This is a genomic window from Paenibacillus paridis (assembly GCF_006345825.1).
In the GTDB taxonomy this organism is placed as follows: domain Bacteria; phylum Bacillota; class Bacilli; order Paenibacillales; family Paenibacillaceae; genus Pristimantibacillus; species Pristimantibacillus paridis.
Genome location: NZ_VCIX01000082.1, coordinates 176,376 through 195,709, shown reverse-complemented (window position 1 = coordinate 195,709; position 19,334 = coordinate 176,376). Strand labels below are relative to the sequence as shown.

13 protein-coding genes are annotated in these 19,334 nt (G+C 47.4%); 8 read left to right on the top strand and 5 right to left on the bottom strand.

Going from position 1 to position 19,334, the window contains the following annotated elements:
- The first annotated feature begins 33 nt into the window (after positions 1 to 33).
- Positions 34 to 2,655 carry a glucosidase family protein gene (locus tag FJQ58_RS11510; protein ID WP_139993438.1) on the top strand — a complete coding sequence of 874 codons (2,622 nt, stop codon included), beginning with the start codon at positions 34 to 36 and terminating at the stop codon, positions 2,653 to 2,655.
- 62 nt (positions 2,656 to 2,717) lie between these two features.
- Here FJQ58_RS11510 and FJQ58_RS11505 read toward each other — a convergent pair whose 3' ends face one another.
- Both FJQ58_RS11505 and FJQ58_RS11500 read right to left on the bottom strand, forming a co-directional pair.
- Positions 2,718 to 3,593: a metallophosphoesterase family protein gene (locus FJQ58_RS11505; protein ID WP_139993437.1), complete on the bottom strand. Its 876-nt coding sequence runs from the start codon at positions 3,591 to 3,593 to the stop codon at positions 2,718 to 2,720.
- Positions 3,593 to 4,423, bottom strand: coding sequence for an HAD-IIA family hydrolase (locus tag FJQ58_RS11500; protein ID WP_139993435.1), 831 nt, complete (start codon positions 4,421 to 4,423; stop codon positions 3,593 to 3,595). The genes FJQ58_RS11505 and FJQ58_RS11500 overlap by 1 nt, the downstream gene beginning before the upstream one ends.
- A 179-nt stretch (positions 4,424 to 4,602) precedes the next feature.
- Between FJQ58_RS11500 and FJQ58_RS11495 the strand changes: the two genes are divergently transcribed.
- Entirely contained in the window at positions 4,603 to 10,701 is a 6,099-nt protein-coding gene (locus FJQ58_RS11495) for a DUF5722 domain-containing protein (RefSeq protein WP_139993433.1), read from the top strand.
- Positions 10,702 to 10,828: 127 nt separating this feature from the next.
- Here the strand turns inward: FJQ58_RS11495 and FJQ58_RS11490 are convergent, their stop codons facing one another.
- Both FJQ58_RS11490 and FJQ58_RS11485 read right to left on the bottom strand, forming a co-directional pair.
- Positions 10,829 to 11,875 carry a DUF6786 family protein gene (locus tag FJQ58_RS11490; protein ID WP_139993431.1) on the bottom strand — a complete coding sequence of 349 codons (1,047 nt, stop codon included), beginning with the start codon at positions 11,873 to 11,875 and terminating at the stop codon, positions 10,829 to 10,831.
- A gap of 1 nt (position 11,876) precedes the next feature.
- Positions 11,877 to 12,560: a GntR family transcriptional regulator gene (locus FJQ58_RS11485; RefSeq protein WP_139993429.1), complete on the bottom strand. Its 684-nt coding sequence runs from the start codon at positions 12,558 to 12,560 to the stop codon at positions 11,877 to 11,879.
- Positions 12,561 to 12,734: 174 nt separating this feature from the next.
- On the opposite strand from FJQ58_RS11485, the gene FJQ58_RS11480 reads away from it, so the two are divergent.
- The 6 genes from FJQ58_RS11480 to FJQ58_RS11455 are packed head-to-tail and all read left to right on the top strand — an operon-like array spanning position 12,735 to position 17,647.
- A complete protein-coding gene (locus FJQ58_RS11480; protein ID WP_139993427.1) occupies positions 12,735 to 13,442 on the top strand; it encodes a PIG-L deacetylase family protein in 708 nt (235 codons plus the stop codon).
- 29 nt (positions 13,443 to 13,471) lie between these two features.
- Positions 13,472 to 14,248 (top strand): SDR family NAD(P)-dependent oxidoreductase, encoded by a 777-nt coding sequence (locus tag FJQ58_RS11475; RefSeq protein WP_162341445.1) that lies wholly within the window; start codon positions 13,472 to 13,474, stop codon positions 14,246 to 14,248.
- A 13-nt stretch (positions 14,249 to 14,261) separates the two neighbouring features.
- Positions 14,262 to 14,609 carry a cupin domain-containing protein gene (locus FJQ58_RS11470; RefSeq protein WP_139993423.1) on the top strand — a complete coding sequence of 116 codons (348 nt, stop codon included), beginning with the start codon at positions 14,262 to 14,264 and terminating at the stop codon, positions 14,607 to 14,609.
- Positions 14,606 to 15,727: a mandelate racemase/muconate lactonizing enzyme family protein gene (locus FJQ58_RS11465; RefSeq protein WP_139993421.1), complete on the top strand. Its 1,122-nt coding sequence runs from the start codon at positions 14,606 to 14,608 to the stop codon at positions 15,725 to 15,727. The genes FJQ58_RS11470 and FJQ58_RS11465 overlap by 4 nt, the downstream gene beginning before the upstream one ends.
- A 32-nt stretch (positions 15,728 to 15,759) precedes the next feature.
- Positions 15,760 to 16,755 carry a zinc-dependent alcohol dehydrogenase gene (locus tag FJQ58_RS11460; RefSeq protein ID WP_139993419.1) on the top strand — a complete coding sequence of 332 codons (996 nt, stop codon included), beginning with the start codon at positions 15,760 to 15,762 and terminating at the stop codon, positions 16,753 to 16,755.
- Between the two features lie 22 nt (positions 16,756 to 16,777).
- Complete coding sequence (locus FJQ58_RS11455; protein WP_139993417.1) at positions 16,778 to 17,647, top strand: fumarylacetoacetate hydrolase family protein; 870 nt, start codon at positions 16,778 to 16,780, stop codon at positions 17,645 to 17,647.
- Between the two features lie 229 nt (positions 17,648 to 17,876).
- On the opposite strand, the gene melA is transcribed toward FJQ58_RS11455, so the two are convergent.
- Positions 17,877 to 19,259, bottom strand: a complete 1,383-nt coding sequence (gene melA, locus FJQ58_RS11450) for an alpha-glucosidase/alpha-galactosidase (RefSeq protein WP_139993415.1) — start codon at positions 19,257 to 19,259, stop codon at positions 17,877 to 17,879.
- Positions 19,260 to 19,334: the final 75 nt, after the last annotated feature.

The following is a 19,334-nucleotide window of genomic DNA, read 5'->3' as shown; positions in this document are numbered from 1 at the left end:
TCATTCTGCAATTAGGTGATGGAGGCGTTAGAGTTGAAGAAAATTGCACTCTTGTGGAGAGACAACATAAGCAGCGGTTCGATTGTTATCGAATATGGCAAGCTTGAGCATGGGGAAGTAAAGTCTGAAAAGGGGCACTACGATCATGCTGACCAATCTTTTTGTCTAGATAGCCCAGGACGGCTTGAGTTGACTGTATGCGATGAAAATGTAAATAGAGGCGCATTTGCAAGCATCATAACGATTCGTACCAGCAGCCATTCATTTAGCTTTTTTCTTAGAGATGTAAGCTACGAATATCCGATTTATATTAAGGAGTATGGCGTTGTCGTTACAGAAGCAGCGCATTCGGACTCATATGAACAAATGGTTGAACGAATTAACAACAAAGGAATGCTCACTAATCTTCAGCTTATTAATGCCGAGCCTGAAGAGTCTTTCGAGCAGGCAGCGTCTGCCAGCAGGCCCTTGACTAGCCCGATCTGGCTTGGTTTATCAAGGGATGTAAGATTATTTGAATCTGACTTTCGTGGAATGGGGGATAACGACAACATTCGTGCTTGGGACTGCGTGCGCCCGAGGTATCCCGCTCAAATTAATCGTCTTCCTGAAACGGCGGACGCCCCGGTGCTTTACTATTATCTATTGGGCAGGGGGATAGGTTCTGAATATCGAGTCACCCGCAGCCTTGAAGATCGGATTTACCCCATTGCTTTATGCACTATTCATGATGACGATATTCGTTATGACAATGTGGCGTTTGTATCCTATGAATCCAGTCCCTTAACCGCCCAGTCGCTTCAAGGAACTCACTATCTGGCTGCAGATCAATACGGAGTGGGGTTCATGTTTACGCAGCAGCAGCAGGAACAGTTCGAGAAGCTGCCTGAGTCGCAGCTGCATCCAGCTGAAGAGACGGTTTATTATTCCAAGACGACTGCAACAAATTTTGCCAGCGTCCCACGTTATGCGTGGTTTAAAAATCCAGCGCCTATGAATGCGGATTGCCACTTTGAGGGGGATCAGGGATTCGGCGTGTTTTCCTCGGACCGAGTATTTGTGATATCGAAGCTTGATGGGCAACCGCTGCCTCAAGAGGAAGTGGCGGTATTGCTGAAGCCAGGGGAAACAGTCACATTCGAATTTTTTCTTCCTCATTCCCCGGTAACCAGAGAACGGGCAAATAGGCTCGCCGAGCAGGATTTTGCGTCTAGGCACGAAGAATGCCTCTCTTTCTGGCAGGAGAAGCTCGAACGCACAACGAAAATACAGCTGCCCGAACCAAGGATTGAGGAAATGATGCAAGCTGGTTTTCTGCATCTCGATCTTGTTTGCTATGGATTAGAACCGGACCAGACGCTGGTGCCAACGATTGGTGTCTACACTGCTATTGGATCGGAGAGTTCTCCGATTATGCAATATCTGGATTCTATGGGTGCCCACGACCTTGCTGAAAGATCTTTGCAATTTTTCCTTGATAAGCAGCATGAAGACGGTTTTATTCAAAATTTTAATGGTTATATGCTGGAGACAGGGGCTGCGCTGTTTGGTATGGGTGAACACTATCGTTACGTGCGCGACGTAGATTGGCTGCTTCGCATTAAGCCCAAGCTTCTAAAAGCCTATGAATATTTAATGGGCTGGCGCAGCCGCAACCTTCGCGAGGAATTAAGGGGACAAGGCTACGGCATGCTGGAAGGCAAAACGGCTGATCCTGAAGATCCGTTCCGCTCTTATATGTTAAATGGCTTTGCCTATGTTGGGTTAAAACGTTTGGCTGAGATGCTTGAGATTATTGATGAGCCGTTATCTATCAAAATTGGCAAAGAGGCGGAGCAGCTTAAGCGTGACATTCAAATATCCGTTAAGGAGACGATGGAAAATTCACCTGTCGTTCCATTGGGAGATGGCAGCTGGGTGCCGACCTGTGCCCCTTGGGCCAATTACAGAGGTCCTGTGTCGCTGTATGCAGACGGAGGGAAATGGGGAACTCATGGCTCCATGGTCGTTCGCGATTCATTGTTAGGTCCCTTGTATTTAGTGATACAGGAAGTGCTTGAGCCGGATTCACTCGAAACAGGCTTTCTATTAAACTTTCATAATGAACTGATGTGCATGAGGAATGTAGCTTTAAGCCAGCCGTATTATAGCGTTCACCCTTGGATTCATCTGAAGCGAGGGGAGACAAAATTGTTTCTAAAAGCTTTTTATAACGGCGTAGCCGGATTGGCGGATCGGGAGACGTATACATTTTGGGAGCATTATTTCCATGTTAGCCCCCACAAGACACACGAGGAAGGTTGGTTCCTCATGCAGTGCAGATGGATGCTATATATGGAAGAAAAGCAGGCATTGAGGCTTCTTCCGGGTATCCCGAGAGCGTGGTTGGAGCAAGGCAAGAAGATTTCTGTACGTCATGCTGCCAGTTACTTTGGCCATTTTTCGATGGAAATACAGTCGGATCTTTCGCAAGGGCGCATTACCGCAGACATCGAATTTCACTCTGACCGCAGACCTGCCGAGATTGCCATTCGTTTGCCGCATCCTAGCGGTCAAAGGGCCTTGAGAACAAACGTAGGGAACTATGATGCGGATACTGAAACGGTCATTATTGCCGCATCCGAGAATAGAGTACAGGTTGTCCTTGAATACTAATATGGAGTAAAGCGAAGAGCACTTGGTTCCTTAGGAATCAAGTGCTCTTTCGCTTTCAAAGACTATGTCTTCGGGAGGAGATGGATTAGCCGGTAGCCACCTGCAAATCCCGGGGAAGTTACGTATTGATAGGAGCCTTTGCCAAAAGCATCCGTATGGGCAAAGTGAACATGACCGCAAAATATACCGATCAAATTATGATGAGGATTATTTAGCAGCAGGTGATAAAACGCAGTCGTCTCCGCAGTCGTCTCCGCTACTTTCCACTGCGATTGGAGCGACTTGTCCCATCCCTCTGCAGCCATCATGATGGGTGCTCCCCATTGCTTCATCACATCGGGCAGCAGCCCTGGAATATAGATCGGGATATGGATGAACAGCAGGGTGGGAAGACCATTTGCCAACTGTTTTTTGGTAAAGTGAAGCTGTTCTTTCGTGATTTGGTAGGTGCTGTTATCGATGGTTAGCAAATTAATGCCATTAAATAGAGAGGCTTGATAGGCTGGGCTGTCATTAGTGAAGCTATTGAACTTAGGGTATTGCTCGGCACGGGTTGCCTCGTTCCAGGGTTGTAGAGGATACTCCCAATCATGATTGCCGAGGGTGTAGAGATAGGGAGAACGCAGCTCTTGAAGTTTAGTCTCTAAATAGTCCAGATTACCAGCCGTAGCCCCGTTTATAATATCGCCTGTCAAAACCACAAAATCATATCGCTTTTCATTCGCATCAGTCAGTGCGGTCTCGAATTGTTTGCGTGTTTCTAAGGCATCGAAGCCATAATCCTTTATAGAATTCATAAAAATAGTCTTATCTTTCCGTATATCGGTCTCATTGAGGTGAGCATCTGTAAGATGGAGGATTGTTGCGGAGCTCGCAAGGCCTTCTACTTCAATTAGCGTTTGCTTGGCATTAATCGTCGGCAGATGTTTAAATCGCATTATTCCATTCCTCCTAATAATATATGTAATTCTTTCAGATCGCTCACGATCCAATCAGCTGCGGGGTTTCTTCTGCTTATTTCATTACGTTTATTGTTATCCAAGCTGTTTATCCAAACGGTGTGCATGCCCACTTGTTTGCCGCCCCTAATATCCGTATCGTAATTGTCACCGACCATTAGGCAATTGTTCGGCAATAATCCGTACCGATTCATTCCGTACAAAAAAATATAAGGCTCGGGCTTGCCCGCGAACTCAGCCTGCTTCCCGGTTACTGCTGACAGTGCGGCAACAAGGGCACCTGTCTCGGGGACTTTCTCGCCGTGTTGCCCGGGATGCGAAAGGTCGGCGTTGACGGCAATGAATTTTGCTCCCCTCCCTATTGCAGTACTGAGCTGTTCAAGCTTCTTATAGGTGAAATCCAAATCGAGGCCAACGATTACAGCATCGACTCTGCTCGGGCTGTCCGCTGGAATGACGATATGTCCGGATTGAGTGATCGCAGCGCTGAGGGCAAGGCTGCCTGCCACCATGGCAGTTAGCGGGCCGTAACGTTCCAGCAAGTAATGCCCGATATAGTCGGTGGCTGCCACGATTTGCCCAGGGTCTGCTTCCAGTCCCATGGCAGCCAGCCGAGTAGAGAGTGCTTGAGCGGGCTCCCGCGAATTATTGGTAAGGAAGATGATTTGTTTATTTGTGTTAATCAGCCGCTGGATAACGGTGTTGGCAGCGGGTGCTAACCTGTCTCCATTTAGTATGCAGCCGTCCAAATCAAAAAAACAGGCCTCTATATTTTCAATAGTAAAGGGATTCCATTGTCGAAATTTCATGAAAAATACTCCTTTCAAAGTTTAAAGTATACATAAATATGATTTTTATATACTATTTACGATTTATATAAATTATATTATACTTTGAATGTTAAGTATACTCTGTTGTGGTTTTGCCGGGGAGGCGGCATAGGAATGCTTTGGAGGAAAAATAAGTTTGAATTGGAGGCCGTTTATTTATGAGGAAAATAAAAAGCTTGGTTTCATATCTCCTAGCTGTATCCTTGTTGCTTCAATTGCTGATTCCATTCCATGCTTTTGCCGGTTCTTATGATCCGGGGCTATCATCCTACCGTTCTTCTACTGGGAGCGTGATTTATCCGCATCAGGTCATTAATGATTTTAATACGGAGGACCAAGCGGCGTTATGGTCTGTAGGCAGCAATGCCAGTGAGGTGAATTATGCAACGGCCATATTGAATACACCAGGTGTGCCCTTTGAAGGAGCGGGAGTATTGGAAGTCGTTCCAGATCAGGTGAAGGCGTACGAATGGAGAACGATTCATCGGATATTTCCAGAGCCGCTCGACCTCTCAGATGCTAATTTCATCGCCGTTGCCGCAAATATATGGGGCTGGAAGCAGGATGATTACTATCTCAAAATGACGCTTACCAGTGGTATTGAGACTTATGAAACCGTTTCCAATATGAGTTTGAAATGGAATGTAATCTACTTTGATATTCACAGCTGGGCGAATAAGAACAACATCGATAAAATTGAGTTCTCTTACATGAAAAATTACGATCTTGATGGGATGTCACCGGGAGAAGCGGGATACGAGTATTGGGATGGACGGCTGCAGTTGGATTACCTAAGTGCTACTCAGGCAGCTAACCTTGATTTTAATGTCACGGGTGTCACTGAAGGCTTTGTGGCAGCTGGAGGGACGGCTGCAGTTCATGCAGCTTCGGAGCAAGGGACCCTCGAGTATAAGGTCGAACAGCCTGCATCCACCTATCTCGAATCCCCTGGACTGAATTTAAATGCGACTAAGCGAAATATGATTGAGTTAACGATGAGGAACAATACGGGGGCGGATCAATTGAAAGTTTCTTGGATTACCGATCAGGATCAGAACTGGGATGAGGGAAAAACGATGTTATTTCATGTAGCTAATTCTTCCACCTTCACCGATTACCGCTTCGGAATGTCCAGTTCTTTATGGAAAGATACGATCGATAAAATCAGAATTTCTCCCGTAATGGCGGCGAATGAATCGGTGCTGGATATTGACAGGATAAGCTTTTCCTTACAGGCTCTGGATACGTATGACTATCAGGGAAAGGTCGACACCGTTGCTATTCATAGCGACTTGGCCACGATTACTGTTGCAGGGAGCATACAGACAGAGTATCTCGCTGACAATCCATCCGCAGAAATAATGGTATTCGAGCTGCCTTTGTACGCAGATGTGAAGACAGCGGACTATAGCGCAATGAACCCTCTGGATACGGGCGCAGCCACTGAGCAATTTAGGATGAGCTTTAATGCAGCAGAAGCGGGAATTTCCCGAATTCAGTCCAAGTTTGCAGTTGTGCTAACCAATGGCGATGGATCCTACGTATTGGCCGATACCGCCAAATACGTTACCAATCCGGAGATTATGGCCGTTCATACCTACCCCTATACGCCTACTAAGAGTATCAAGGGACAGGATGTCATGCTGCTTACGGATGCTGAACGTCAGGGAGCTCAGCATGGTGCAATTAATATTCCATATAATCAGTTTTTAACCCTAAGCGATCATGGTGACAGCTCGATTCCATATGAGTATGAAGGGAAAACTTACTATTTTAGGAAAAACGTCGTTCATGATTTCGATAATAAAATTAAGTCAATGACGGTTAACGGGATGGCGGTGACTGGCATCCTGATCTTGCAGAGAACCGGAATGGATGACCCTGATTCCCCTAATAAAGATCTTATCCATCCAGATAGCACGCCAGACGGAACGGTATTTGCTCCCAACCTGACCAACGAAGCGGGCGTCAATTACTATAAGGCGATTACGAGCTTCCTGGCAGAGCGTTATTCTAGGGAAGACAAGGCTTATGGCAGAATCATGGGGTTTATTGTTGGCAATGAAATAGGCAATAACAAGGTATGGAATAACATGGGACCGAAGCTAATGGAAAACTATATGGAGCAATATGAGCGAACCTTGCGTTTGACCTACAATTTGGTAAAAAGCCAATCTTTTCATGCGAGGGTCTACATTTCCTTGGATCATTTCTGGAACGATGGGCATGCGCCGGATGCCATGTGGGCATATGCCAACAAGAATATCGTGGATACACTAGGCAAAATAACCAAGGATGGCGGTGATTATGGCTGGAATGTGGCCTTTCATCCTTATCCGGAAGACCTCTTTAACCCAAGGACCTGGGCAGATGTAACGGCGACGGACAGCTTCGATACCTACCGTATTACGTTTAGAAACTTACAGGTGCTGACTAATTATTTACAGCAGGAAAGGCTTACATTTAATGGCTTGCAGCGGCATGTCATTTTGTCTGAGCAGGGTTTCCACAGCGGCACCAATACTTTGGAAGATCAGAAGGTACAGGCAGCAGCCTATGCCTATGCTTATTATAAGGTGAAGTCGCTGCCGGGAATTGACGCTTTTATCCTCTCGAGGCATGTTGACCATGCGGGAGAGGGTGGACTGAATCTGGGCATGTGGACGAACCTACCCGGCCATATCAATGATGCAGGCCAGCAGAAATTAATCTATGATGTCTTCCGCAAGATTGATACAGTGGATTCGCTTGCTGCGACCGAGTTTGCCAAAACTATAATTGGTGTGAGTGATTGGAATGAAATTATACCTGGTTTTGATACGTCAATGCTGGATGGAAGAGCTATGCGGGAGGAGGCTCCGATGGGTACGGTTTCGGCCATAACGGGCGAAGTTCCTCTCAGTGACTTTGATAATGATCGTGACGGATGGCAGGATACGGACAACGTGGCGGGCATTATGCAAGAACAATCGGACATGGTGGCGGGAGCTGGCAGTTTGCGGGCTATGGTAGCTGCATCTCCGCTCAAAGACTTTAAGGGAGTAACGAAACCATGGGATATCCCGATAGACATGTCGGCAACTCCAGTCATCAAGGCATTCGTTAAGGCTGTCGGAATAGGTGAGGGAGAACAGGCGGAATTTATGTTCCGGGCCTATAGCGGAGATAGAGTTATGGAAGGCATGACGATCGCAGATGCGGACACCTGGAATGAAATTGGGCTCGATCTCGGCAATTGGGAAGGAGCCGGCAGTGTAGATCGAATCAAGATCTGGGCAAGGCCGGAGAAGGCGGTAGCCTGGGCTGCCGGTGCTCTTCTGATAGATGAAGTATCCATGGCAGCCAGTGCTGCTCTTACTAATCTGGTCGTTACTGTTGATTACGGCAAAGCGTTGAAAATTGGAGACAAGCTGACCATCCATATTCGTAACAAAGGCAATCAAACCTACACAGGTACGGTGGTTATTGCAGGATTAAACGGTATTGATTTGGATAAAAGCGGAAGCCCGATTTCCATTGGCTTTGGAGAACAGACGGACATTCAGGCGACGATTACGGGACTGGACATCGAAGATTACAAGAGCGGAAAGCTTCAGTTGACAGTAGGCGGAAGCACGTACATTTATGAGCTAACCGAAGCTTATTTGCCTGATTATACACTGGTTGGCAATGATGTGGTTTTAGGTGATTTTGAAGGCGGATACACCGACGGCTGGAATGCGGGAAGCCATACAGCCTCTGTCGCCTCTGTACAAAAGGATTCCACGTATCAGGCTTTTCCGGCAGCAGCAAATCACGGGCTTTATATGCTGGAGAGCGCAAAGGCTCCAGAAGTGGCTACTAAGGAGAGCGTTGTTTATAAAACATTCGCGCTTCCTTTGGATTTGAGCAATTACGGGAAGATCAATTACAGCCTATACGGATGGGGCGGGACATCATCTGCTTATGTGACCAAGATTAAACTGACTGCGTTTGATGGGACAACCTTTGAGTTCGAGCAGGATACCAGCCTCCTAAGCGAATGGACGGAGGTGTCAGCGGACATTTCGCAATTTGCAGGAAAAAGCAAGGTGCGGACTATCGAGATTTCCTATAGAGGAAAGGACCTGCAATTCCACGCGGGGCCTTGGGTAGGATTCTTTTATATTGATCATGTTAGAGTAACAGACTTGCGGCAGTTGACAGCAATCATCCCAGACAAGGCCGAGGAGACCCTTGCTCTCATCAACGGGAAAATGCAGCTGGTGATTCGTGGCATTTGGTCTGATGGGAACGTAAAGCAGATAGAGTCGGCTGCGGAGGGGACGGTATATGAAGGTTATGACGAAGCCGTCGTCTCGGTTAGCGATGATGGGCTAGTAAAAGCGATGTCTGCAGGGGATACGGCAATTACAGTCAGGAACGGGGAGCATACAGCGACTATTCACCTGACGGTATCGGCTGAGCTGCCTGAATCTATGTATAGCTTTGAGACAGGGTTGGAAGGCTGGGAGAAATCTGATCCCGGTGATCCTAGCATTGTAGGAGTGAAGTCAGTTGTTTCCGCTGAACCCTCACTGGAGATGATGGGAACACCTAAACCTCACAATGGCGGAAGGATGTTGGAGGCAGGCTTGGCGGACATATCACCGGATGCTTCCAAGATGGTCGGAGTCAATTACGATCCTCCATTAGATTTAACTTCCACAAAGGATATATCGTATGCCATATTCAGCGCGGGGGAAGCAGCTGGACTGCCGGGAGAAGATGGTTTAACAGCAACTGAAGATGATATCGCCGTTTCCTATATAAGCATTTTCAAATTGACTTCTACCTCAGGAGAAACGTTTATTCGCGAGAGGCGGATTACCCCGAATTCATGGATGCCTATAACGATTGATATAGCAGAATGTACTTTTAGGGGCAGTGTTGCCAAGCTGGAGATTGGACAACGCATAGAGAATGCGGGACTCTCTGTATCGCAGGGCAAGTTCTTCGTAGATAACATTTCCAAAACAAGCGTAGTGGTTGAACCGGAGAGTCCTCCGGTCACGAAGCCCGGCGTGGTAAGTCCTTCAAATGATATACCGATTTCGCTAGGTAATGGGAAAGTATTTACGATGGCAAAGCTGGACCAGACGAGCAGCAGTCTTAGGGTTAGTCTAGAAAGCCCAATTCTAGAGCAGGCATTTGCTTCCGTGGAGGCAGATGCTAGTGGGGTGAAGACGCTGATACTGGAAGTACCTGCAGTAAGCGGTGCACGCTCTTATTTTATGGAATTCGCGGCAGGCTTTCTAATGAATGACACGGCCAAGCGAGTGGTGAGTGTAAAAACAGGATTAGGGACTATCCACATACCCGACAATATGCTTCCGAAAAAAGGAACGAATCCGGTAAGCAAAATAACGATTCGAATAGAAGAAGGGGTTCCGTCTGCCTTGAGCAAGGAAGCGAACAATTGGATTGGGAACAGAAAGAGCATTAAGCTTAGCTTGCTGGTCGACGGAAAACCGCTGAATTGGAATAATCCGAACGCAAAGGTGAAAGTGTCGATTCCTTATAAGGCGACAGCTGAAGAACAAAAGGAGCTTGAGCATATTATCGCTATCGATCTGGATGACAAGGGTAATGTGGCGCCTATACCGAGCGGCAGATATGCAAGCGAAACGGAAGAAGTCAGCTTTATGACGAATCATTTCTCGCAGTTTGCTACAGCCTTTGTAAAAAAGAAGTTTAACGATATTGAAGGTTATCCTTGGGCGGTAAGCAGCATAGAGATATTGGCATCCAAAGGAATATTGAAAGGGACATCCACAGCAATATTTTCACCGCAAAAACCGATTACCCGTGGGGAATATTTGGTTATGCTGGTCAACGGACTAGGGTTATCGGCGGAATCTGCCCATAACTTTGATGATGTGCAAGCAACGGATTTTTACTTTGATGCGGTAGGCATCGGCAAAGCATTGGGTATTGCAGAGGGAATTAGCGGAAGAAAATTCAACCCGATGGCGACATTGACGAGGCAGGATATGATCGTGTTATCGGAGAGAGCCATGCTGGCGGCTAATAAACTAAAACCTAATTCGTATAGGGACTTAAGCCGCTTTAAAGATGAAGCGCTTGTGAGCGAATATTCAAGAAGCAGCATCGCGAACATGGCAGGAGCAGGGCTTATTGAAGGCTCGAATGGTTGGCTTAAGCCGGGAAGCGAAGCTACCAGGGTGGAGGCGGCAGTTCTTATTTATCGATTATACCAGTTTGGCGAACAGCACTAAGCTAAAGCAAAACCAATCCTATCAATGGGAGCAGCCACTATCCTTTAGGATAATGGCTGCACTTTGCTTATGTGCTTTTTTTGATAAACAGAAAAGGCTTGCTGCGACGCAGCTTTAAGCGCGATTTTTAGGAGGGAATTCCAAGCAAGGCAGTGCTTATTTTTTGAATGGAAGGCGTATCCCCTACAAAATAAAAAAAGCTGGAGACGTCTATGGATCTTCCTGGAATATCAATGGGTAAGGCGGGAGAGTGATATTCAAGCTCCGCAAAGTGCCCCAATTGCCCGCCATCGTAGTAGAACTGCATGCACGATCCGAGATAGTCCGGCTGATGGGAAGGGTAATCCGGATAAATGCAGGAGGGGCTAACGCTGAATTGACGGATAATCAGGCTGCTTTTCTTACTATTTAGGGGACGTAAATAACCAAATCTGCCGGTTGAACTCATGGCATCCAGTGAGATTTTAAAGCGATCGGGCCCTTCGCACCGCAGCCGTATTCCGTTAGATAGCAAGGTTATCGGGATGTCCTCCGTCTGGGAAAACATCGTTATTGGACGCACGGAGCCATGCGTTGCAGCTAAAATCTCACCCTCAGGCGGCACTTGGGCGATACTCCAAAGATTGCAGTAGCCTGGAGGGGACGCGACCAATTCAGTCAAGGGAACCGAGTGTAACGGCGTTAAGTTCATTTCGGTACAGACTTCAAATCCGACATACGAAACACTTGAGCAATCCGGAAATAAAGAAGAATGGTTCATTAGAAAGGGATTCGGAACTAACGTATATCGCTTGTCCAGATCTATTCTCATTTTCTTGGACGAGCCGGAATGCTGGAGGTCGCAGGTCATGTTGGCAACCGCATGCGACTGGGATACTTGGGTTAATTTCCAGCTCCCTGGATCCAATTGTTCCGGTACACGGTAGGTGCCGGAGCTGTCTTGGAAATAATCCAGCTCCGGACTTAACCATGTACGGTCACCACCGCAATTCCAATTCTTATCATCACGAAGAGCAGTCAGGTTATGCCAAAATGCGGAGGGCTCGTCTTCATCTGCTTTCAAATCCAGAGCTCGTGCGCCTTTCTCTAGAATGATTAACCGTCCGCCATGGCCATTGGTTAAAACGGCATAGGTTTGACCCATCTGTTGGAGCTTTGTTAGAGTGGTTGGCATATTATTGGTTCCCGGATTCGGATTCATCAATGAAACAAAGCAAACAATCCTCATCTTGGATATGCCGTGTCCAAAGGGCTTCAATCTTCTCGGCAGAATCATTCTGGAGCGCATGCAGCAAGGCTGCGTGATCCTCTACAACTTTATTTAAATCGGTGAACTTGCTCGTATTCCGAATAAAGTGCATCCGAAGCCTATTTACGATACCGGACCATATTTGCAGGGTGAAAGAAGAATGATCGAGAGAGAGCAAATGCTCATGGAACTGAATATCTTCCTCGACAAGGGAAATTAAGTCCCCATTTGCAGCTGATATTTTCATGCGCTCTACGATATTACCGAGGTGTTCGAAGAATAGCTCATCTCTTTTGTTTACATTATGTTTAATCGCGAACAGTTCGAGTTGAAGTCGAATAGGAATCAATAAATCTACAACCTCTTCCTTTCTAACTTCCGCTACGGTCGTTTCGCGATAGGGTGAGCTAACCACAAGGCCCAATGCTTCCAAATCGCGCAGGGCTTCTCGAATGGGGCCTCTGCTAATGGACATTTGCTGGGAAATCTCCAGTTCTTTTAATTTATCGCCTGGCCTCAGATGTCCCTGAATAATGGCATTTCGTATATCATTCAATACGCGTTGGCGAAGAGAGAGATTTTCCTGGCTTTTGAACTGAAAGGTTTTCATAAGTGGACTCCTTCTTTATCAGATCATCGTGTTATTCGTTTCACAGAAATTCGTTACCTTAATTATAGAACAAACCAACGCTCATTTACAAATGATTGTTATCGATCGATTGTTGACAATGTACAATTGTGGAAGTATGATAACCATAAACCGTCACACAGGAGGAATATCTCTATGAATGTATTAGCGATTTGTGCACATCCGGACGATGCTGAAATCTGGTGCGGAGGTACGCTTGCCAAATATGCCAAGCGCGGAGACAAAGTGACGATTGCAGTAGCCACGAATGGCGAAGTAGGATCACCTACGCTTCCCAAAGAAGAAATAGCAGAGATTCGTCGTTTGGAAGCGGTTGCAGCGGCTGAGGTCATTGGGGCAGAGCTGATCTGGATGGGCTACCGAGATGAGTTTTTGTTTGATACAGAGGCTACTAGACTATCTTTTATTGAGGCCATGCGCGTAAGTGAGGCAGAAGTGGTGCTTACGCATTGGCCGAATGACTTATACAATCCCGACCATACCATAACGGGTCAAATCGCCAACGATGTGGCCATTATGACTACGGTACCCAATATTGTGACGGATAGCTTGCCTCTTCCTAAAATCCCAATCGTGTATTTTATTGAAAGTGTTGCTGGACTGGGCTTTCAGCCTGAAGAATATGTGGACATCACCGATACATTCGATGTAAAACAAGCCATGCTTGCCAAGCATGAGAGTCAGGTTGGGGATTGGTTACAGGATCAATACGGCTCCAATGCCATGGAGATGATCGAGGTAATTGCACGTTTCCGAGGGATTCAAAGCGGTGTTCGCTACGCGGAGGGATTTATTAGAGCCAAAGCTTATCCGCGCAATATTACGGGCTCATTGCTGCCATGACATATTTTCTTGATGGAGGAGGTCCAACTATGAATCGGTTCAAGGGTCAAACGGTCATTGTGACCGGAGGAGCGACGGGCATTGGATTTGCTGCGGCCAAGCTATTCACGATTGAAGGGGCGAATGTCGTAATCGCAAGCCGTGATGAGCAGAATGGATTACGCGCATGCAATGAGCTTAAGGAGATTGGTGGGCAGCCTCTATTTGTTCAAACCGATATTAGTGACGAAGGTGCTGTCCAGCACTTGATGAATCGAGCTTTAGAACAGACGGAACGCATTGATGTTTTAGTAAATAATGCAGCGATGTTTTACGAGAGTGAATTTTTGAAGGAAACGACGGATCGCTGGCGGGCGGTCTTCGATACCATCGTTAATGGAGCGTATTGGTGCTCGAAATATGCAGCAGACGCTATGGTTCAAAGGAACATTAGCGGGAAGATCGTAAACGTATCCTCTATTAATGGTTATCGCGCATTACAATTATCCAGCCACTATAATGCGGCGAAAGGCGCGCTTGATCAGCTGACCCGCTGCACGGCATTGGAGCTTTCGCCTTATGGGATTCGGGTCAACGGTGTAGCTCCGGGCTTTATCGATACGGCGCTCTCGGTCATCGGGGGAGTGAACGAGCTGGAGACAGAGCAATTTCAACAATATTATGTACAGCAGAGAAAAATTCCTCAGGCAAGAGCCGGCACCGTTGATGAGGTTGCTTCTGTGATCGCCTTTCTTTCATCCGAAGCTTCCTCTTACATACAAGGTGCAATTATCCCCGTAGATGGTGGCTTATCCATCACGTTCTAAGGAGCTGTAGTCCATGTTACAAGGTGAATGGCAGCAGATCACCGACAAAATTCGGCGGAAAGTGATGCCGCCCGGCAAGCAGTTAATGATCATGCTTGTAGAATTTAAACAAGGTGGATTCGGAACAGAGCATGCACATCCGCATGAGCAGATTGGTTTTGTCGTATCAGGGAGAATTAAAATGATGCTTGGAGGAGACGAAGTAGTTGTTGAAGCGGGGGAACAGATCGTAGTTCCCGGCAACGTCCTGCATGCCGTATGGGCTCTTGAGGATACAACGCTATTGGAGATATTTACGCCTCTGCGTGAGGACTTGCTAGCAACCATAACCATAAATGAAAAAACGGAGATGAGCTCATGAAAATTATAGATGTTGAAGCGATCTACTTAAGAATACCCGATCTGGATGCTGCGCAATGCGATGGTACGCAAGATACGCTCGTCATCCGCATTCATACGGATGAAGGAATCATTGGCGTGGGAGAAGTAGATTCGTCTCCATTAGTTGCGAAAGCCGTGGTTGAAGCTCCAGCCTCCCATTCCATAGCGGTGGGGCTTCGCAGTTTACTCATTGGTGAAAACCCAATTGAGATCGAGCGGTTATGGGATAAAATGTATCGGGGTACCATTTATTTCGGTCGCACTGGACCAGCGTTACATGCCATTAGCGGCGTAGATATCGCTTTGTGGGACATTCTTGGCAAAGTCATGAACCGCCCTGTATGCGAAATGATGGGCGGCGTATTTAATCGGAAGCTGAAGGCTTATGCCAGTGCATTGATGCCGGATACGATCGCGGAAGCGGCCAGGATGGCAGAGCAATATGCTAAGCTGGGCTACAAGGCAATGAAGTTTGGTTGGGGCCCGATTGGGCAAGATGCCAAGTTTGATGAAGCACAGGTGAAAGCGATCCGTGAAGCGGTAGGCGATGACATTGATATTATGATTGATGCGGGACTTGCCTGGGATTTGAAAGGCGCGCTGCGAATGGCAGATATTTACGAAAAATACGGAGTGTATTGGTTGGAAGAGCCTGTTCATTCCAACGATATTGCTGGATACCGCGAGCTTTCCGATCGGACGAGAATCTCGATTGCAGGAGGGGAACAGGAAAGTGGGCGGCTTGCATTCCAGCGCTTGCTCGATGAAGGGCATGTGGACATCATTCAGCCTGACCTTGCAAGGGTCGGCGGTTTAACGGAAGGGAAAAGAATAGCCTATCTTGCATACGATCGCCATAAGAAGGTTGTTCCTCATGCGTTTAAGACAGGAATATTAGTTGCAGCCAGCACGCATTTCGCGGCAGCAATTCCTAATGGCTTCATGATCGAACACACCGTATCCACATCTCCGCTTGTTCGGGACTTGGTAAGCCGGGAAGTGGAATTCAAAGACGGCTACGTCACGGTTCCCCTTGATCGCCCAGGCCTTGGCATTGACATCGATGAAGAAGTGCTGAACCGTTACCGGGTCGGCTAACTTAACCTATTATTGAGGGAGCGGATGGATGAATGAAAGCCTTGGTTTACGAAGGTCCACGCACGCTTAATCTAAGAGAGGTCGATTTACAGGAATTGAAGCCGGATGAGGTATTAATTCGTGTGGAGCGAGTGGGGATTTGCGGGTCAGAGCTTGGCGGTTACATGGGGCATAACTCTCTCCGCAAGCCGCCTTTGATCATGGGACATGAATTCGCAGGCATCATTGAGCGGCTTGGAGAACAAGTATCTACGATTCAGGTGGGAGAACGAGTGACCGCCAATCCTTTGATCACCTGCGGAAGCTGCCAGTATTGTCGCAATGGCCAATCGCAGTTATGCGGCGAGAGAGCTCTGTTAGGTGCGCATCGCCCCGGGGCGTTCGCTGAATTCGTTGCCGTTCCTGCAAGAAACGTATACGCGATACCTGACCATGTGACGGTAGAGGAAGGGGCATTCGCTGAACCGTTTGCATGTGCTGTTCATATTTGCCGGCTGATGGAGCTTACACCGATGGATCGGCTGCTAATCTACGGAGCCGGACCGATTGGGCTGTTTGCTTTGCAGGCGGCTCAGGTATATGGCCTCCGGGACATTGTCATTGTTGATTTGAACGAGTCTAGGCTTGAAATTGCTAGAGAGCTCGGAGGCATCGGCGTTTCTGGGCTGGATCAGTTGGATGAACAGAGTGCCGGAGGGTTCGACGCAGTACTCGATGCAGTCGGAGCCGAGGTTACCAGACGCAAGAGCGTCGAGGCTGTACGGCCAGGCGGACAAATAATATTCACAGGCTTGCATGAATCCGAGAGCAAGCTGGCGATTAACGATATGATTCGTAGTGAAGCTAGCATAAAGGGAGCTTTTGCTTACTCGCAGGAAGACTTTGAAACTGCAGTGAAATGGATCTCGCAAGGCCGCGTCAATTTATTGAAATGGACGGAGACAGTGGATATAAGTGAAGGCAAAGCGAGTTTTGAGAAGTTAATTGCGGGACCTGGGAAAACGGCTAAAATATTATTAAGCTTGTAATCAAAGGAGGATTCTACCCACTATGAAATTGTTGCAATTCTATCTTAAGCAAGATTCAAAGCGCACAGCCCAAGTCGGTTTATTAAATGGAGATTCAGAGGTACAGACGTTAAATGTTTCCGGTAATGCACGCAACGTGATTCAACTTCTCGCAGATTCCGAGCTGAAGCCTGATCATCTCACAACTCTAGCGAAGGGAGGAGCGGTCTACCCTTTGTCAGATGTTAAGCTATTATCGCCTTTAACAGATCCGGAGAAAATTATTTGTATTGGTCTCAACTACCATGATCATGTCATCGAATCCAATATGCAAGTGCCTAAGGTGCCAGTACTGTTTCCAAAATACAATAACTGCTTAGCGGGTCACGAGGATGAGATAACGATTCCTCGCGAAGTGCAGCAGTGCGATTATGAGGTAGAGCTTGCTGTCGTCATCGGAAAAACGGCCAAAAGGGTATCCAAGGAATCGGCGATGGATTACGTTTTTGGCTATACGGTGCTTAATGACGTGAGCGCCCGCGACATTCAACTGAACGAGCCGCAGTGGACCCGTGGAAAAACAATAGATGGTTTTGCGCCAACCGGGCCGTGGATCGTGACTGCGGATGAAGTCGATCATCCAGGCAAGCTGAATATCTCCCTTTCGCTTAATGGGGAAGTAATGCAAAACTCAAACACGAAGGAGCTTATCTTCGATATTCCGTACCTGGTTTCGTTTCTTTCGAATACGATTACTCTCCAGCCTGGGGATATCATTAGCACCGGCACGCCGCCTGGCGTTGGAATGGGGAAGAAGCCACAGGTATGGCTGAAGGCAGGCGATCTTGTGGAAGCGACAGTGGAAGGAATAGGTAAGCTTAGAAATACATTTATTGCTGATGCTGAAGGTTGATTCAGAGAAAGATTTAGAGAGATACAGGATAGCATACTAGTTCGGTGAAGGGATAGCCAAAGAGAAGCTCCGATAAGCAGTTTGCTTGTCAGAGTTTCTCTTTTTGTTTATTTCAGAAGCTAAGCTGAAGGTTTATAGCATTAAAGAGACCGAAGCTGCAATCATAATGAATGCAGAAACGGTCTCTTCTTTAGGTTGGTAATAACATATGAAGTGAATAGTTTAGGACCTAAACAAATGATTTATTAAGGGTTTGCGGCTGAGGAAGGTCAGCCCATGTGCGGTTTTCGCCATTGAACTGGGGCAGCCAAGGCGCTAATGCATCCAGCATTTCGTCAACCATGCTCCACACCTGTTCGGTGCTGCAAATAGCTGCCGTTAACGGATCGTGTAGAACGGCCTGCTTCACCAGTTCGCGATTACCGGTTAGAGCTGCTTCTACGGCCATCTCCTGAACGCTGATACTGGCACGGCAGGTAGCCGCGCAAGCAAGCGGGAGATCTCCGATCCAGGTAGGCGCAATCCCGTTCCGGTCTACGTAACATGGAATTTCAATCGTACTATGATCCGGCAGGTTAGTGATCAGTCCCTTATTCTCAATGTTAAAGTTGCCACGGTATACCCGGCCGGTCTCCAGTGACTCAATAATGTAAGAACCGTGTTCCTCCGAACGCTGGCCGAGCGGAATAGACTCTAATTCCCCGCTTAACCACTTCGGATACATCGCTTTATAATCCTCCAGGCGTGTCCGGCAATGCTCCAGATATCCTGCGGTCACCCCGCCGATCCACTCTTTGTCGTTAATCCACTTATCCATATCCGCCGATTTCTTGCGGTACCACGGCAAATATTCGCTTAAATGACCGTTTGATTCGGTGGAATAATAGCCGAACCGTCGCAGGACGTCTATACGGCAAGGTTCGGTTTGCGGAAGTGTCGGATGGTTCTCGAATGCTTCAAGCAGTCTTGGCAGCATATCTTGTCCCTTATGGGTAAGTTTGACGAACCATGTCTGATGGTTAATGCCGGCGCAAACCTGATCCAATTCCTCCTGTGGGAGCCCCAGCGCTTCGGCGATTTGCTCATGGCCGTGCTGCACGCCATGGCATAAACCTACGACTCGGACCCCGCCCGCGCGGCGAACGGCCCAGGTGTTCATAGCCATAGGATTGGAGTAATTGAGCAGCAGCGCATCGGGAGCCAGCTCTCGCATGTCGCGGGCAATATCAAGCAGTACTGGAATCGTACGGAGGGCAAAGAAGATGCCTCCAGGCCCTAAGGTGTCCCCTACGCATTGCTCGACGCCATATTTTAAAGGAATTTCAATATCATGCCGGTAAGCTTCAAGCCCCCCAACGCGGGCTAGGCAAATGACATAATCAGCGTCTTTAATCGCTTCTCTCTGGTCTAGCGTAGGCACAAGGGTAACCGCTTTCAACCCATTAATATCGAGCATATGCCGACTGAGCGTTGTCACCATGTCTAAATTTTCCTTGTCGATGTCCATTAGCCGGAATTCCGTATCACGGAACTCCGGAACGGCCATAAGATCCATAATTAGTCTGCGGGTAAAGCCGATACTGCCTGCACCAATCATTGCTATTTTTAACATTTGCAAACACCTCCGTATAAAATAATTGCTCTATAATTCCTCTCGGGAATAATCATAGATCCATATACAAAGGGA

Excerpts from the sequence above, each read along its gene's own strand:
- FJQ58_RS11460 (WP_139993419.1), top strand. The coding sequence starts at position 15,760 with ATGAAAGCCTTGGTTTACGAAGGTCCACGCACGCTTAATCTAAGAGAG.
- FJQ58_RS11495 (WP_139993433.1), top strand. The coding sequence starts at position 4,603 with ATGAGGAAAATAAAAAGCTTGGTTTCATATCTCCTAGCTGTATCCTTG.
- FJQ58_RS11470 (WP_139993423.1), top strand. The coding sequence starts at position 14,262 with ATGTTACAAGGTGAATGGCAGCAGATCACCGACAAAATTCGGCGGAAA.
- FJQ58_RS11485 (WP_139993429.1), bottom strand. The coding sequence starts at position 12,560 with ATGAAAACCTTTCAGTTCAAAAGCCAGGAAAATCTCTCTCTTCGCCAA.
- FJQ58_RS11505 (WP_139993437.1), bottom strand. The coding sequence starts at position 3,593 with ATGCGATTTAAACATCTGCCGACGATTAATGCCAAGCAAACGCTAATT.
- FJQ58_RS11490 (WP_139993431.1), bottom strand. The coding sequence starts at position 11,875 with ATGCCAACCACTCTAACAAAGCTCCAACAGATGGGTCAAACCTATGCC.
- FJQ58_RS11465 (WP_139993421.1), top strand. The coding sequence starts at position 14,606 with ATGAAAATTATAGATGTTGAAGCGATCTACTTAAGAATACCCGATCTG.
- FJQ58_RS11480 (WP_139993427.1), top strand. The coding sequence starts at position 12,735 with ATGAATGTATTAGCGATTTGTGCACATCCGGACGATGCTGAAATCTGG.
- FJQ58_RS11455 (WP_139993417.1), top strand. The coding sequence starts at position 16,778 with ATGAAATTGTTGCAATTCTATCTTAAGCAAGATTCAAAGCGCACAGCC.
- FJQ58_RS11500 (WP_139993435.1), bottom strand. The coding sequence starts at position 4,423 with ATGAAATTTCGACAATGGAATCCCTTTACTATTGAAAATATAGAGGCC.
- FJQ58_RS11475 (WP_162341445.1), top strand. The coding sequence starts at position 13,472 with ATGAATCGGTTCAAGGGTCAAACGGTCATTGTGACCGGAGGAGCGACG.
- melA (WP_139993415.1), bottom strand. The coding sequence starts at position 19,259 with ATGTTAAAAATAGCAATGATTGGTGCAGGCAGTATCGGCTTTACCCGC.